Origin of the sequence: Corynebacterium sp. HMSC073D01 (assembly GCF_001815555.1) — a bacterium.
GTDB classification, from domain to species: Bacteria; Actinomycetota; Actinomycetes; order Mycobacteriales; family Mycobacteriaceae; genus Corynebacterium; species Corynebacterium glucuronolyticum.
In genome coordinates, this window is record NZ_KV821047.1 from 41,302 (window position 1) to 57,757 (window position 16,456).

Genomic DNA, 16,456 nt, shown 5'->3' on the forward strand with positions numbered 1-16,456 from the left:
TCATTCAGTGCTATCTGGGCACCGTTTCCTATAGCAGACCGAAAGCTTTACAAAACCAAGCGGTCAGGTGCTCAAATAGTGGGGTGCTTCTGGCCGCGCGAGGTGCTGGAAGGATGCATCTTGGCAGTCTCCCGCCAGACCAATATGAACGTTAAGAACCCTGGAGCTCCTAAGCGATACTCGTTCGCGAAGATCAAGGAGCCTATTGGGCTACCTGGATTACTAGACCTACAACTGAACTCCTTTGCTTGGCTCGTTGGTACGCCCGAGTGGCGTGAACAACAGAAGGCTGAGAAGGGTGAGGATTACAAGGTAACGAGTGGCCTTGAAGATATCCTCGAGGAGCTTTCTCCTATTCAGGACTTCTCTGGCAACATGAGCCTGTCCCTCTCGGAGCCGTACTTCGAGCAGGTCAAGGCAAGTGTTGATGAGTGTAAAGAGAAGGACATCAACTACTCTGCGCCACTGTATGTGACGGCCGAGTTTGAGAATAAGGACACCGGTGAGATTAAGTCTCAGACGGTGTTCATCGGCGATTTCCCGATGATGACCCCGAAGGGCACCTTTATTGTCAACGGCACCGAGCGTGTCGTTGTGTCTCAGCTCGTTCGTTCCCCGGGCGTGTACTTCGATGAGACTTTGGATAAGTCCACGGAGCGCCCGCTGCACGCAGTGAAGGTTATCCCCTCCCGCGGTGCGTGGTTGGAAATCGACGTCGACAAGAAGGACACCGTCGGTGTCCGCATCGACCGTAAGCGTCGCCAGCCGGTGACTCTGCTCCTCAAGGCCCTGGGTTGGTCTGAGGAGAAGATCCGCGAGCGTTTCGGCTTCTCCGAGATTATGATGTCCACGCTGGAAAACGACGGCGCGGCTTCCGAGGACGAGGCTCTGCTCGAGATTTACCGCAAGCAGCGCCCGGGTGAGCAGCCCACGCGCGATCTTGCACAGGCATTGCTGGAGAACAGCTTCTTCAAGCCGAAGCGCTACGACCTGGCTAAGGTGGGTCGTTACAAGGTGAACCGCAAGCTCGGTCTTGGTGGCGATCACGACGGCGTGAAGACGCTGACCGAGGAAGATATCGCTACCACCATCGAGTACCTCGTTCGCCTGCATGCCGGTGAGCGGACGATGACCTCCCCGGATGGTGTGGAGATCCCGCTCGAGACGGACGATATTGACCACTTCGGTAACCGTCGCCTGCGTACCGTGGGCGAGCTGATTCAGAACCAGGTGCGCGTTGGTCTGGCGCGCATGGAGCGTGTGGTGCGCGAGCGCATGACCACGCAGGATGCAGAGTCGATCACGCCGACGAGCTTGATCAACGTGCGCCCCGTGAGTGCAGCTATCCGCGAATTCTTCGGAACGAGCCAGCTCTCCCAGTTCATGGATCAGAACAACTCCCTGTCCGGCCTGACGCACAAGCGTCGCCTCTCGGCTCTTGGCCCCGGTGGTCTGTCCCGTGAGCGTGCCGGCATCGAGGTTCGCGACGTGCACCCGTCCCACTACGGTCGCATGTGTCCCATTGAGACCCCTGAGGGCCCGAACATTGGCCTTATCGGTTCGCTGGCATCCTATGCCCGCGTGAACCCCTTCGGTTTCATCGAGACTCCGTACCAGAAGGTTGAAGACGGCAAGATCATTGATCAGGTCGACTACCTCACCGCCGATGAAGAGGATCGCTTCGTTATCGGTCAGGCAGATACGGAGCACGACGAGAACGGTGTTATTACCCAGGAGCGCAATGAGGTTCGTCTGAAGGACGGCGCCATTGAGGTTGTTGGCCCGGAGGCGATCGAGTACATCGACGTGTCCCCGCGTCAGATCGTGTCTGTCGCTACTGCCATGATTCCGTTCCTCGAGCACGACGACGCTAACCGTGCCCTCATGGGTGCGAACATGCAGCGTCAGGCCGTGCCGTTGATCCGTTCCCAGTCGCCGTACGTCGGCACGGGTATGGAGGCCCCTGCCGCATACGATGCTGGCGACCTGGTCATCAACGAACACGCTGGCGTGGTCGAGAACGTCTGCGCTGACTTCATCACTGTGATGAGCGATGAGGGCAAGCGTGACACCTACCGCCTGCGCAAGTTCGAGCGCACCAACCAGAACACGTGCTACAACCAGAAGCCGCTGGTGGACATCGGAGACCGTGTGGAAAAGGGCCAGGTTATGGCCGACGGTCCGGGTACCCACGACGGCGAGATGTCCCTCGGTGTGAACCTCCTCGTGGCGTTCATGCCGTGGCAGGGTCACAACTACGAGGATGCCATCATCCTCAACCAGCGCGTGGTGGAGGAGGACCTCCTTACCTCGATCCACATCGAGGAGCACGAGATCGATGCCCGCGACACCAAGCTTGGTGCTGAGGAGATCACCCGCGAGATCCCGAACGTGTCCGAGGATGTGCTGAAGGACCTCGACGAGCGTGGCATCGTCCGCATCGGTGCAGATGTCCGCGACGGCGACATCCTCGTCGGTAAGGTCACCCCGAAGGGCGAGACCGAGCTGACTCCAGAGGAGCGCCTGCTCCGCGCCATCTTTGGTGAGAAGGCCCGCGAAGTTCGTGACACCTCTCTGAAGGTGCCGCACGGCGAGACCGGCAAGGTCATCGGTGTTTCCCGCTTCTCCCGGGACGAGGGCGACGAGCTGCCTGCGGGAGTAAACGAGATGATCCGCATCCACGTTGCCCAGAAGCGCAAGATTCAGGACGGCGATAAGCTCGCCGGCCGCCACGGCAACAAGGGTGTTGTGGGCAAGATCCTCCCGCAGGAGGACATGCCGTTCATGGAGGACGGTACCCCGATCGACATCATCCTCAACACGCACGGTGTGCCACGTCGTATGAACATCGGTCAGGTGCTCGAGGTCCACCTCGGCTGGCTGGCGAAGGCCGGCTGGGCCATCGAAGGCGATCCGGATTGGGCCAAGCGCATCCCCGAGGAGCTGCGCAACGTCCCGGCTGACTCGCTCGTGGCAACCCCCGTCTTCGACGGTGCAACCAACGAGGAGATCGAGGGGCTGCTCGGCTCTACGTTGCCCGACCGCGATGGCAACCGGTTGGTTGACAAGTTCGGTAAGGCGAAGCTTTTCGACGGTCGTTCCGGCGAGCCCTTCAAGTACCCGGTCTGTGTGGGCGAGAAGTACATGCTTAAGCTGCACCACCTCGTGGACGAGAAGATCCACGCCCGCTCCACCGGCCCATACTCGATGATTACCCAGCAGCCGCTGGGTGGTAAGGCACAGTTCGGTGGCCAGCGCTTCGGCGAGATGGAGGTGTGGGCAATGCAGGCATACGGCGCTGCCTACACCCTGCAGGAGCTTCTGACCATCAAGTCCGACGATGTGAATGGCCGTGTTCGGGTGTACGAAGCGATCGTGAAGGGTGACAACATCCCCGATCCTGGTATCCCGGAATCCTTCAAGGTGCTGCTGAAGGAGCTGCAGTCCCTGTGCCTCAACGTTGAGGTTCTGTCCGCTGACGGAACGCCTGTTGAGCTCAGCGGGGCAGATGACGACGAGTTCGAATCGGCTAGTGCGTCCCTGGGCATTAACCTGTCCCGTGACGAGCGCGCAGACGATATCGCATAGCAGGTAGGCGGGTACATCCCGCCTGCATTCGAACCGAAAATTACTCTTAAAAAGACGAAAAGCCTCGTGTGAAAGACACGAGTGAAAGGTTTTAACTGTGCTCGACGTCAACTACTTTGACGAACTCCGCATCGGCCTTGCCTCCGCTGACGACATCCGTCGTTGGTCCAAGGGCGAGGTGAAGAAGCCGGAGACCATTAACTACCGCACCCTGAAGCCAGAGAAGGACGGCCTGTTCTGCGAGCGTATCTTCGGACCTACCCGCGACTGGGAGTGCCAGTGCGGTAAGTACAAGCGCGTCCGCTACAAGGGCATTATCTGTGAGCGCTGTGGCGTTGAGGTGACCAAGTCCAAGGTGCGCCGTGAGCGCATGGGCCACATTGAGCTCGCCGCCCCGGTTACGCACATCTGGTACTTCAAGGGCGTTCCCTCCCGCCTGGGCTACCTTCTGGATCTCGCTCCGAAGGACTTGGAGCGCGTGATTTACTTCGCAGCCAACATCATCACCACCGTTGATGAGGAGGCTCGCCACGACGATCTCACCACGCTTGAGGCAGACATGCTTCTGGAGAAGAAGGATGTTGAGGCTGACGCAGAAGAGGAGATCCAGGAGCGCGCTCAGAAGCTCGAAGAGGATCTCGCTGAGCTGGAGGCAAACGGCGCTAAGGCGGATGCCCGCAAGAAGGTTCAGTCCGCCGCGAACCGTGAGATGACCCACATCCGCCAGGCCGCTGAGCGCGAGATTGAGCGTCTCGACGAGATCTGGAACACCTTTGTCAAGCTTGCCCCGAAGCAGATGATCATCGATGAGACTATCTACGAAGAGCTCGTAGACCGCTACGAGGATTACTTCACCGGCGGCATGGGCGCTGAGGCTATCCAGACCCTCGTGCGTAACTTTGACCTCGATACTGAGGCGGAGAACCTCCGCACCATCATCAAGGAGGGCAAGGGCCAGAAGAAGATGCGTGCCCTCAAGCGCCTCAAGGTTGTCGCCGCGTTCCAGCGCTCCGGCAACGATCCGGCCTCGATGATTCTGGATTGCATCCCGGTCATCCCGCCGGAGCTGCGCCCGATGGTGCAGCTCGATGGTGGCCGCTTCGCCACCTCTGACCTCAACGACCTCTACCGTCGTGTGATCAACCGCAACAACCGCCTCAAGCGCATGATTGACCTCGGAGCGCCCGAGATCATCGTCAACAACGAGAAGCGCATGCTGCAGGAATCCGTCGACGCGCTGTTCGACAACGGCCGCCACGGCCGTGCCGTCACTGGTCCGGGTAACCGTGCCCTCAAGTCGCTGAGCGACCTCCTCAAGGGCAAGCAGGGCCGTTTCCGTCAGAACCTGCTGGGTAAGCGTGTTGACTACTCCGGCCGTTCCGTGATTATCGTTGGCCCGCAGCTGAAGCTGCACGAATGCGGTCTGCCTAAGCTCATGGCACTTGAGCTGTTTAAGCCGTTCGTGATGAAGCGCCTCGTGGAAAACGAGTACGCGCAGAACATCAAGAGCGCGAAGCGCATGGTGGAGCGCCAGCGTCCCGAGGTGTGGGACGTGCTGGAAGAGGCCATTTCCGAGCACCCGGTGATGCTGAACCGTGCACCGACGCTGCACCGCCTCGGCATTCAGGCCTTCGAGCCGAAGCTCGTCGAGGGCAAGGCTATCCAGCTGCACCCGCTGGCCTGCGAGGCCTTCAACGCCGACTTCGACGGTGACCAGATGGCTGTTCACCTGCCGCTGTCCGCTGAGGCACAGGCCGAGGCCCGCATCCTGATGCTGGCTTCCAACAACATTTTGTCCCCGGCATCCGGTAAGCCGCTGGCTATGCCGCGTCTGGACATGGTGACCGGCCTCTACTTCCTCACGATGGATAAGCGCGAGGACGAGATTGGTGGCCAGGGCCGGTACAAGCCCGCCACCACCGATCACCCGGCAGAGGGCGAGTACTCGTCGGTCGCCGAGGCCATCATGGCTTACGACCGCGAGCAGATTGGCCTGCAGGCACCGATCCGCGTGCGCATCTCGCACCTGCGCCCGCCGGCAGACATCGAGGCAGAACAGTTCCCCGATGGCTGGCAGCGTGGTGACACGTGGACGGCGATGACAACGCTCGGCCGCATCTACTTCAACGAGCTGCTGCCGTGGAACTACCCCTACCTCGAGGGCGTCATGGTCCGTAAGGGCGGCGGAGAGGGCAAGATCCTCCTCGGTGACGTGATTAACGATCTGGCCGCCAAGTACCCGATGATCACCATCGCGCAGACGGTGGACAAGATGAAGGACTGTGGCTTCTACTGGGCCACCCGTTCCGGCGTTACCATCACCATGAGTGACGTGCTTGTTCTCCCGAACAAGAAGGAGATCCTCGAGCGCTACGAGAAGGCAGCTGCCGAGGTCGAGAACAAGTACTGGGTCAAGGGTGCCCTTACCCAGCGCGAGCGCTACGACCGCCTGGTGGAGCTGTGGAAGGACGCTACCGACGTCGTCGGTAAGGCAGTGGAGAACCTGTACCCGGATGACAACCCGATTCCGATGATCGTGAAGTCGGGTGCTGCCGGTAACATGCGCCAGCTGTGGACCCTGGCCGGCATGAAGGGCATGGTTGTGAACTCCCGCGGCGAGTACATCACCCGCCCGATTAAGACATCGTTCCGTGAAGGTCTGAACGTGTTGGAGTACTTCAACAACTCCCACGGTTCCCGTAAGGGCCTGGCCGATACGGCTCTGCGTACCGCTGACTCCGGTTACCTCACCCGTCGTCTCGTGGACGTGGCACAGGATGTCATCGTCCGAGAGGAGGACTGTGGCACCCACCAGGGTGTTCGCGTCGCTGTCTGCCACGCGCAGCGCGACTCCGAGGGCACCATTGTGGGCTACGAGCGCGACGGTCTCATCGAAACGTCCGTTTCTGGTCGTGTCCTCGCGCAGGATGCCACCGATGCTGACGGCAACGTTGTGCTCGAGGCCGGTGCAGACCTGACGGATATGAACATCGACACCCTGGTGGACAAGGGCGTTGAGGAGATCAAGGTACGCTCCGTGCTCACCTGCCAGACACCGTCCGGTGTCTGTGCTAAGTGCTACGGCAAGTCCATGGCTTCTGGCCACCTCGTCGATATCGGCGAGGCTGTGGGTATCGTTGCTGCACAGTCCATTGGTGAGCCTGGTACGCAGCTGACAATGCGTACGTTCCACCAGGGCGGTGTCGGTGGCGACATCACCGGCGGTCTGCCCCGTGTACAGGAGCTGTTCGAGGCCCGCGTGCCCAAGAACAAGACCCCGATCGCCGAGGTGTCCGGTACGGTTCACCTCGAGGACGACGGTTCGAATTTCTACACCCTCACCATCGAGCCTGACGACGGCTCCGAGGAGAAGGTGTACGAGAAGCTCTCCAAGCGCCAGGGCCTTGCTCAGATCACCGTTCCGCTGCCCGGCATCCCCGGCGCTACGACGGATCGTGCAATTGCCGACGGCGACCACGTAGAGATGGGTGACCGTCTCCTGCGCGGTCCCGCCGATCCGCACGATGTCCTCGCTGTGCTCGGACGTCGCGGTGTGGAGAAGCACCTTATCGACGAGGTTCAGGCCGTGTACCGGACCCAGGGTGTGGCCATCCACGACAAGCACATCGAGATCATCATCCGTCAGATGCTTCGTCGTGCCACGGTCATCGACCCGGGTACCACGGACTACCTGCCGGGTACGCTCGTCGACATCTCCGAGGCGAAGATCGTCAACACCGAGGTGCGTAAGGAAGGCGGCACGCCCGCCGACCTCCGCGTGGAGATCATGGGTATCACCAAGGCCTCCCTGGCCACGGAGTCCTGGCTGTCGGCCGCCTCCTTCCAGGAGACCACCCGTGTTCTCACGGATGCAGCGATCAACAAGCGCTCCGACAAGCTCATCGGCCTGAAGGAGAACGTGATCATCGGTAAGCTCATCCCCGCTGGTACGGGTATCTCGCGCTACCGCAACATTTCCGTCAAACCGACGGAGGCTGCGCGCAACGCGACGTACTCCATCCCGACGTATAGCGATGCCATTTACGGCGGTGAGGATGCATATGCCGAGTACACCGGCGCATCTGTGCCGCTGGATGACACGGCCTTCTAAAAAGGTGCCTGACCGGCAAAAATAAGGTGGGCCTCGCGTTTGTGAGGCCCACTTTTTCGTTCTTTGCCTGGCACGCTGAGCGGAATGACTGTACTCTGGTGGACATGACTGATAAGCATAACCTTAATCCGGACAACATCGACGGTGGTTCCCACACCTTCTCCGCCGATGACACGACCCGCGTAAACCCCGAATTTCACACTGAACAAACCCCTGAGCGTGTAGAAAAGGTCATCCCTGCACAGGAGACCCATGTTGAGCGCGTCACCGAGCAGCCCGTGGTGGAAACCCATCGCGAGCGCCCGCAGCGCGTTGTCGAAGACGCCGAGAAGAAGGGCTCGGCCCTTCCCTGGGTCATCGGCGTGATCGTCTTGCTGCTCCTCGCTGCGCTCCTGTGGTGGCTGCTTGGTGGACAGAAGGACGATGGCGAGGTTGCTCCTGCAACCACCACCGTCGATGTCACGACGGAAGTGACCGAGACCGTGTCTCCCGAGGCAACCACCGTCGACGCCACGACGATGGTGACGGAAACCGCTGTGGAGACCCCCGCCCCGTAGTAGAGCCTCTATACCTCACCCGTGTGCATACGCACACGGGTTCTTTTATGTGAAGTGCACCTCGACGCCTCCGAAGAGGGCGATGCCGTCGACGTACACGACAGGACTGTCGGGGGAGGGGGCCGCTTCGCCATCGGTGTCGAAACCACCAAAGACACCGTGACCGCGCACGTCGACAATCATCCCCCGGGGTGCGTAGATATCGATTCCGCCGAACGCTGCGACGCAGTAAATGACCGTCGGATTGGTCTGCAATTGGACATTCCGGAGGTCGATGTCAATTCCGCCGAAGATGGCGACGGGTGTGTATCTCTTCCCGCAAGTCCAGACTCCCGAGCGAACAGTACCCCCGAAAAGGGCGAGGTCTGTGGAGCGTCCCGGATCGAGTACGGGGGTAGCAGACGAGGGCCCGAGTTCCTGCAGATCGTCGACAAGTGAAACGAGTTCCCCCATGGTCGTCGCGGAACAAGCCAGAGAACAGCGGGAATCGAATTCTGACACGCTGAGCTGTCCTGAATCGACGGCGGTGCGGAGGATAGCGAGGGTGGATTCGCGGTCTTTATCGCCTGCGCGGCGGTCTGGGTGAGTCACAGCACCATTGTACGTAGCAGGGGTAGGTTTTGTTCTCAAAGCTAAGAAATTCTCATGAACCAGTGATAAAGTAAAAAAGTTCACCGGTCACCTGTTGGTGGCCACTCCTAGCGAAGCGATTGTGGAAAAAATTCATCATGACTGACCAGAAGCATGACGTTGGACCGCAGCAGATCTTTTTCTCTGTCACTGACGACAAAGGCGTAATTACCGATGCTAACTCTGTCTTTGTAGACATCTCCCGTTACTCCCGCGAGGAGCTCACTGGCTCACCGCACAACATCATTCGAAACCCCGAGATGCCTGGCGGAGCCTTCCGTCTCATGTGGGACACCCTCCAGGCGGGCAAACCGTTCGTTGCCTACGTGCGCAACCAAGCAAAAGACGGCCTCCCATATGAGGTGCTGTCCACTGTGACCCCATTGGCGGAGGGTGGCTACCTGTCCGTGCGCACGCGGGTGAGCGACCCCGACTTCGCATCGAAGATTTGGTGGCTCTACGGCGAAACCAGGGCGGAAGAAGATGTCCTCCTAGGGCAGGGGAAGAACCGCCGTGACGCAGCCGAAAGGGGCGCCACATTCATCAACGACAAAGTTGGGGACTACGGCTTTGGCACCTACGACGAGTTGCAGCGATTCCTTCTGCCGCACGAGATCGCCGCGTGGGAGGCAGCCTGCGGTGAGATGACGCTGTGGGATGTTTCCGACGGATCCCTTGCCCCTCTGTCCCAAGCCGTGAGTCGGCTGCGGACCGAGGAAGAGGCGTGGAGCAGCCGCCAGGATGCCATGGCCGAGCTGGCCGAAAGGCTCACAGTAGTAGCCGGCAGGACGAAGCAATCGCTCGAGCATACTGCGCAACTCAAGGAACAGGCAGAGGCGTGGAGCTCCAAGCTCACGCCGATGGAATCGATCCCGCTCAACGTGGCCGTTTCTATGGGAAGCATCGTTGCGGACTACGTCGACGATTTGGCTAATAAGCTCGCTGAACTGCGCTCATGCATCGATAGTGCCCGCTACACAATCGCTCTCGCCCGCGTCCAGACGCATTCCCTCGCCAGCTTTGTGCGGGAAACCGCAGACGGCTTCGCAGGAATCGCGTCGATGCGAACACTCACCAGCGCCCTGACCACGGAAGTGGAAGCAATGGGCAAGGATGTGGCGAGCTATGGGCAGAACCTTGGCCGGTGTGAACGTCGTCTCCGCGGCGTATTGAGCCTCGTGGAGATTCCCCAGCAGATGATTATGGACTGGTGGAAGAACGTGAAGGAGTTCGGGCCATCCATCGATATGCCGGATCTCATCAGTGCCGTGGCTGCCGAAATCGAGTCCACGGGCGCGATGGTGACAGAGCTCAACGAACTCCTGGAGCGCTTGAGCACTATTGAGCAAAAAAGTCCCCGTGCGATGCTCCACGAACTCGACGTTGTAGACGCTGAAGTGCGAAAGCTGCAGGTCTAGCCCGTGGGGTTTGGAATTTCGCCTCTAACAATGTAGTGTGCTATTCCAGTCCCGTTTAAGTTTCGGGAGCGAGAATCACCCAGTAGGCCAGCGAGAGCGGCTGACTGGGTTTCGCACGGTTAAAATACCTTGGGTTTTCGCACAAAGCTTGAAGTTTCATGTCGGACGGTCTGCAGGGGCCGTCGCCCGCGGCCTCTCGCAAGAGGGCTCACGAAAAGTCGGGTCGTCGAGCGTCAGGCTAAAAAAGACAATTTTTGAGGAAAGACGGTTAATGCCAACAATTCAGCAGCTGGTCCGTAAGGGCCGCCACAGCAAGAAGTCGAAAGTAAAGACCGCTGCTCTGAAGGGATCCCCTCAGCGTCGCGGCGTGTGCACCCGTGTGTACACCACCACCCCGAAGAAGCCGAACTCCGCTCTCCGTAAGGTTGCGCGTGTTCGCCTGACCTCCGGCATCGAGGTTTCCGCCTACATCCCCGGCGAGGGCCACAACCTCCAGGAGCACTCCATGGTGCTCGTTCGTGGCGGTCGTGTGAAGGACCTCCCGGGTGTTCGTTACAGGATCATCCGCGGCTCCCTCGACACCCAGGGTGTGAAGGATCGCAAGCAGGCACGTTCCCGCTACGGCGCGAAGAAGGAGAAGTAAGAAACAATGCGTAAAGGTAAGGCACCCCAGCGCCAGCTGGTAAAGGACCCGGTTTACAACTCCGCTCTCGTTACTCAGCTGGTGAACAAGGTTCTCGTCGATGGCAAGAAGGCTACCGCCGAGCGTATCGTGTACGGCGCCCTCGAGGCTTGCCGTGAGAAGACCGGTACCGATCCGGTCGGCACCCTGGAGAAGGCTCTCGGCAACATTCGCCCCGAGCTCGAGGTTCGCTCCCGCCGCGTCGGTGGCGCTACCTACCAGGTCCCGGTTGAGGTTCGCGCCGGCCGCGCCAACACGCTCGCTCTTCGCTGGCTCGTGAGCTTCACTCGTCAGCGTCGGGAGAACACGATGGAAGAGCGTCTGGCTAACGAGATTCTCGATGCCGCTAACGGCCTCGGTGCTTCGGTGAAGCGCCGCGAGGACACCCACAAGATGGCAGAGGCCAACCGCGCCTTCGCTCACTACCGCTGGTAGAAATTTTTTCGGTCATCAGCTTCCGCCATGCGCGGCAGCTCCTGTGATGGCAAGATAAACAAACGTACATTATCCAAAACGGTATTTTCTCCGCTGTGGCCGGGCTCCGGCACTGTCGGTGGGGAACTGCCGCAATAATACGATTTGGGGAACTACTGTGGCACAAGAAGTGCTTAAAGATCTTCACAAGGTCCGCAATATCGGCATCATGGCCCACATCGATGCTGGTAAGACGACCACGACCGAACGTATCCTGTTCTACACCGGCATCAACCGCAAGGTTGGCGAGACCCACGACGGTGCCTCCACGACGGACTGGATGGAGCAGGAGAAGGAACGCGGCATTACGATTACCTCCGCCGCCGTGACCTGTTTCTGGAATAACCACCAGATTAACATTATCGATACCCCTGGCCACGTGGACTTCACCGTGGAGGTGGAGCGTTCGCTCCGCGTCCTCGACGGCGCAGTCGCCGTGTTCGACGGCAAGGAAGGCGTTGAGCCCCAGTCCGAGCAGGTGTGGCGTCAGGCTGCTAAGTACGACGTTCCGCGTATCTGCTTCGTGAACAAGATGGACAAGCTCGGTGCGGACTTTTACTACACCGTTCAGACCATCATCGACCGCCTCGGCGCTAAGCCGCTGGTTATGCAGCTCCCGATCGGTGCGGAGGATGCCTTCGACGGCGTCGTCGACCTGCTCGAGATGAAGGCCATTACGTGGCGTGGCAAGGTGGACGTGGGCGCAGAGCCGACCATTGAGGAGATCCCAGACGATCTCAAGGACAAGGCTCAGGAGTATCACGAGAAGCTCATTGAGACCGTTGCTGAGTCCGACGAGGCTCTCATGGACAAGTACTTCTCCGGCGAAGAGCTCACCATGGACGAGATCAAGGGCGCTATCCGTAAGATGACGGTTGCTTCCGAGATCTACCCGGTTTACTGCGGTACCGCCTACCACAACAAGGGTGTCCAACCGCTGCTCGACGCTGTTGTTGATTACCTGCCGAACCCGCTGGACATCGGCGAGGTTCACGGTCATAAGATGGGCGACGAGTCCACCGAGCTGACCCGTAAGCCGGACGAGTCCGCACCGTTCTCCGCTCTGGCCTTCAAGATCGCGGTTCACCCGTTCTTCGGCAAGCTGACCTACGTGCGTGTGTACTCCGGCACCATCGAGCCCGGCAACACCACCTTGAACTCCACCAAGGATTCCAAGGAGCGCGTCGGCAAGATCTTCCAGATGCACTCCAATAAGGAGCAGCCGGTAGACGTTGCTCACGCCGGTAACATCTACGCCTTCATCGGTCTCAAGCACACCACCACTGGTGACACGTTGTGTGACGAGCACGATCCGATCATCCTCGAGTCCATGGACTTCCCGGATCCGGTTATCGAGGTCGCCATTGAGCCGAAGTCCAAGGCTGACCAGGAGAAGCTCGGCACTGCTATTCAGAAGCTGGCCGAGGAGGATCCGACCTTCACCGTGAAGCTCGATGAGGAGACCGGCCAGACCGTTATCGGCGGCATGGGCGAGCTCCACCTGGACATCCTTGTTGACCGCATGAAGCGCGAGTTCAAGGTTGAGGCTAACGTTGGTGCCCCGCAGGTTGCTTACCGCGAGACGATCCGCAAGCCCGTGGAGAAGTTGGAATACACCCACAAGAAGCAGACCGGTGGTTCCGGCCAGTTCGCTAAGGTCATCATCTCCATCGAGCCGTACAACCCGGATCCGGAGACCCTGGAAGAGGGCGAGTCCGCAACGTACAAGTTCGAGAATGCCGTTACCGGTGGCCGCATTCCGAAGGAATACATCCCGTCTGTCGACGCTGGTATCCAGGACGCCATGCAGTACGGTTACCTCGCCGGCTTCCCGCTGGTGAACATCAAGGCAACCGTTCTCGACGGCCAGTACCACGAGGTTGACTCCTCTGAGATGGCCTTCAAGATTGCTGGTTCCCAGGCTCTGAAGGAAGCTGTTGCCAAGGCAAAGCCTGTTCTTCTTGAGCCCCTCATGGCAGTTGAGATCATCACGCCTGAGGAGTACATGGGCGAAGTTATCGGTGACGTGAACGCCCGCCGTGGCCAGGTCAGCGCAATGGAGGATCGCTCCGGCGCGAAGGTGGTCAAGGCCAAGGTGCCGCTGTCCCAGATGTTCGGCTACGTTGGTGACCTGCGCTCCAAGACGCAGGGTCGCGCCAACTACACCATGATCTTCGATTCCTACGGCGAGGTTCCCTCGAACGTGGCTCAGGAGATCATCGCCGAGCGTACCGGCAACTAAAACTCCATCATGGCCGTCCCGCCCGGGTAGGGATCTCCTGCCCGGGACTGGACGCGGGGTAATGGTCAGCTGACCTACAAGAGTCACCGCTTGCAGGTGAGCTGGCCGTTACCCCTAAGGCCGACTGTGACGTGCTAGTTTGAAAATGTCCATAGAACTACCTAGGATTATGTAACTGGCACAAAAATTTTCTGTGCCTTCTGCCTGCCAGTAACTATTGACGGCGGCGGGCATAGACAATGTAAGTATTAATCAACTTGTGGCTGCGAGATCCGTGGCCACCGCGAGTCCAGGAGGACAAAGAAGTGGCAAAGGCGAAGTTCGAGCGTACCAAGCCGCACGTTAACATTGGTACCATTGGTCACGTTGACCACGGTAAGACCACCACGACGGCTGCCATCACCAAGGTGCTGGCAGAGCGCTTCCCCGACCTTAACGAGTCGACGCCGTTCGACAACATCGATAAGGCTCCGGAGGAGAAGGAGCGTGGCATTACCATCAACATCTCCCACGTGGAGTACCAGACGGAGAAGCGTCACTACGCACACGTTGACGCCCCGGGTCACGCCGACTACATCAAGAACATGATCACCGGTGCCGCTCAGATGGACGGCGCAATCCTCGTGGTTGCCGCTACCGACGGCCCGATGCCGCAGACCCGCGAGCACGTGCTCCTCGCCCGCCAGGTGGGCGTCCCCTACATCCTCGTTGCTCTGAACAAGTGCGACATGGTTGACGATGAGGAGCTCATCGAGCTCGTCGAGATGGAGGTCCGCGAGCTTCTGGCTGAGCAGGACTACGACGAAGAGGCTCCGATCGTCCGCATCTCCGCTCTCAAGGCTCTCGAGGGCGACAAGCAGTGGGAAGACTCCATCATGGAGCTCATGGATGCCTGCGACAACTCCATCCCGGATCCGGTTCGCGACATCGACCACCCGTTCCTCATGCCGATCGAGGACATCTTCACCATCACCGGCCGTGGCACCGTGGTTACGGGCCGTGTCGAGCGTGGCAAGCTGAACATCAACGAGGACGTTGAGATCATCGGCATCAAGGACAAGGCCATCTCCACCACCGTTACCGGTATCGAGATGTTCCGCAAGCAGATGGACTACACCGAGGCTGGCGACAACTGTGGTCTGCTTCTCCGTGGTACCAAGCGCGAAGAGGTCGAGCGTGGCCAGGTTGTTATCAAGCCCGGCGCTTACACCCCTCACACCAACTTCGAGGGCTCTGTCTACGTTCTGTCCAAGGACGAGGGCGGCCGCCACACGCCGTTCTTCGACAACTACCGTCCGCAGTTCTACTTCCGTACCACTGACGTGACCGGCGTTGTGAAGCTCCCCGAGGGCACCGAGATGGTTATGCCTGGCGACAACGTCGACATGACCGTTGAGCTCATCCAGCCCGTCGCTATGGACGAGGGCCTGCGCTTCGCTATCCGCGAGGGCTCCCGCACCGTGGGCGCTGGCCGTGTTACCAAGATCATCAAGTAACACCAGCTCTTAGCTCTTGAGAAACCCCCGACTCGTGTCGGGGGTTTTCTTTTGCTCAAAGCCTCATCTATTAGTATGAGTTAGGTGACCATAAAAAGTTCTACACAGTCCCGCAAGCCGCACGTCTCCGCCTGGTTACCCAACCAGCACGGCGCCTGGTCCATGCTCCTTGGCCCCGCCATCGTCGCTACCATCGCGCTCGTTGTGGCCCTGGTTTGCGGCTCCTCATCAGAGCCCGGGCTCGTCGCCATTGCGCTCGTGGCCATCCTCGTCGCGTGGCTGATGGGCTACTTTACGTTCTTCGCGTTCGGGCTGTGGGTGAAGGCTCGCAACCCTTCCCGCCGTCGCCTCTACGCTCGGCCCCTTGAGGTCTACGGTCCGACTTGTGCGGTCGCCTGCACCATCGCCGTCGTCTTGTACCCCCACCTACTCATTTGGGGCATTCCCTTCGGGATTCTCATAGCCGTCGCCACCTACGAAAGCTGGCGTGGACGGCCCCGCTCACTTCTCTCTGGCTTTTCGACGACCTTCGCCTCCGCTTTCATCATCCCTGCGGTTTTGCACCTGGTCACCCGCCCCACCGGCCCCATTTTCGCCGTCACCATCTTCATCGGCCTCTATCACTTCTCTACGACGATGTACGTCAAGTCCGTCATCCGCAAACGCGGCGATCGAAAGTTCCGCCTTGCCTCGGTTTCATACCACGTCCTGTGCCTTGTTGCAGCCATCGCCGCAGCGATTATGTGCCCCAAGATCTATGTCATTTTGTGCCCCCTGGTCATGGCTGCAGCACTGTACCGAGCCGTTCGCGTCCCCATGCTGCAGGATCGCGGTGTGGCCTTCACCGCAAAGAAGGTCGGCATGATGGAGGTTCCCATTACCGTGGCAGCCTACGTCCTTGCACTCTGGGGACTCATCGACATCCTTCTCTAACCCGCTAAGCACGAAAGGCGGCCCGAGCGCTTCCTTTGGCGCGTGGCCGAATCCTGTCGGGCCGTGTTCTGTTGCCACGTGTACCGAGTGCGGCCCGGGTAGCGAGGCGGCCGAGTAGCTGGTTCCGTTTGGGCCGCGTTGGGGCCAGCAAGGTTCGGAATGCGGCCCAGCCCCGCGTTGCTGCCGAGAGCAGTCCACCTGCCGGGCCGCGTTGGGACCCCAAGGTACCGAGTGCGGCCCGGGTGGCGCGGACGGCTTAGTAGCTGGTTCCGTTTGGGCCGCGTTGGGGTCAGCAAGGTTCGGAATGCGGCCCAGCCCCGCGTTG

General features: G+C 59.9%; 10 protein-coding genes. 9 read left to right on the forward strand and 1 reads right to left on the reverse strand.

The features are described 5' to 3' along the window. Positions 1–102 precede the first annotated feature (102 nt). From HMPREF3044_RS06900 to HMPREF3044_RS06910, 3 genes are all read left to right on the forward strand, one after another. Complete coding sequence (locus tag HMPREF3044_RS06900) at positions 103–3,588, forward strand: DNA-directed RNA polymerase subunit beta (protein WP_210400533.1); 3,486 nt, start codon at positions 103–105, stop codon at positions 3,586–3,588. 97 nt (positions 3,589–3,685) lie between these two features. Beyond that, positions 3,686–7,699 carry a DNA-directed RNA polymerase subunit beta' gene (locus tag HMPREF3044_RS06905; RefSeq protein WP_070740297.1) on the forward strand — a complete coding sequence of 1,338 codons (4,014 nt, stop codon included), beginning with the start codon at positions 3,686–3,688 and terminating at the stop codon, positions 7,697–7,699. A 104-nt stretch (positions 7,700–7,803) separates the two neighbouring features. Next, positions 7,804–8,256 carry a hypothetical protein gene (locus HMPREF3044_RS06910; RefSeq protein ID WP_231286101.1) on the forward strand — a complete coding sequence of 151 codons (453 nt, stop codon included), beginning with the start codon at positions 7,804–7,806 and terminating at the stop codon, positions 8,254–8,256. A 45-nt stretch (positions 8,257–8,301) separates the two neighbouring features. Here HMPREF3044_RS06910 and HMPREF3044_RS06915 read toward each other — a convergent pair whose 3' ends face one another. Beyond that, a complete protein-coding gene (locus HMPREF3044_RS06915; RefSeq protein WP_070740300.1) occupies positions 8,302–8,847 on the reverse strand; it encodes a DUF1707 SHOCT-like domain-containing protein in 546 nt (181 codons plus the stop codon). A gap of 137 nt (positions 8,848–8,984) precedes the next feature. Between HMPREF3044_RS06915 and HMPREF3044_RS06920 the strand changes: the two genes are divergently transcribed. The 6 genes from HMPREF3044_RS06920 (at position 8,985) to HMPREF3044_RS06945 (ending at position 16,131) form a co-directional block, all read left to right on the forward strand. Then, on the forward strand, positions 8,985–10,304 hold the full coding sequence (locus HMPREF3044_RS06920; protein ID WP_232621896.1) for a PAS domain-containing protein: 1,320 nt from the start codon (positions 8,985–8,987) through the stop codon (positions 10,302–10,304). Positions 10,305–10,575: 271 nt separating this feature from the next. Beyond that, a complete protein-coding gene (rpsL, locus tag HMPREF3044_RS06925) occupies positions 10,576–10,947 on the forward strand; it encodes a 30S ribosomal protein S12 (RefSeq protein WP_005390569.1) in 372 nt (123 codons plus the stop codon). Positions 10,948–10,953: 6 nt separating this feature from the next. Further along, positions 10,954–11,421: a 30S ribosomal protein S7 gene (gene rpsG / locus HMPREF3044_RS06930; protein ID WP_005390567.1), complete on the forward strand. Its 468-nt coding sequence runs from the start codon at positions 10,954–10,956 to the stop codon at positions 11,419–11,421. A 157-nt stretch (positions 11,422–11,578) separates the two neighbouring features. Then, a complete protein-coding gene (gene fusA / locus HMPREF3044_RS06935; protein ID WP_070740307.1) occupies positions 11,579–13,702 on the forward strand; it encodes an elongation factor G in 2,124 nt (707 codons plus the stop codon). A 305-nt stretch (positions 13,703–14,007) separates the two neighbouring features. Beyond that, the gene (gene tuf, locus HMPREF3044_RS06940) at positions 14,008–15,198 is read left to right on the forward strand and encodes an elongation factor Tu (RefSeq protein ID WP_070740310.1); all 1,191 of its coding nucleotides are present in this window, start codon (positions 14,008–14,010) and stop codon (positions 15,196–15,198) included. Between the two features lie 84 nt (positions 15,199–15,282). Beyond that, positions 15,283–16,131 carry a YwiC-like family protein gene (locus HMPREF3044_RS06945; RefSeq protein WP_083318128.1) on the forward strand — a complete coding sequence of 283 codons (849 nt, stop codon included), beginning with the start codon at positions 15,283–15,285 and terminating at the stop codon, positions 16,129–16,131. Positions 16,132–16,456 lie beyond the last annotated feature (325 nt).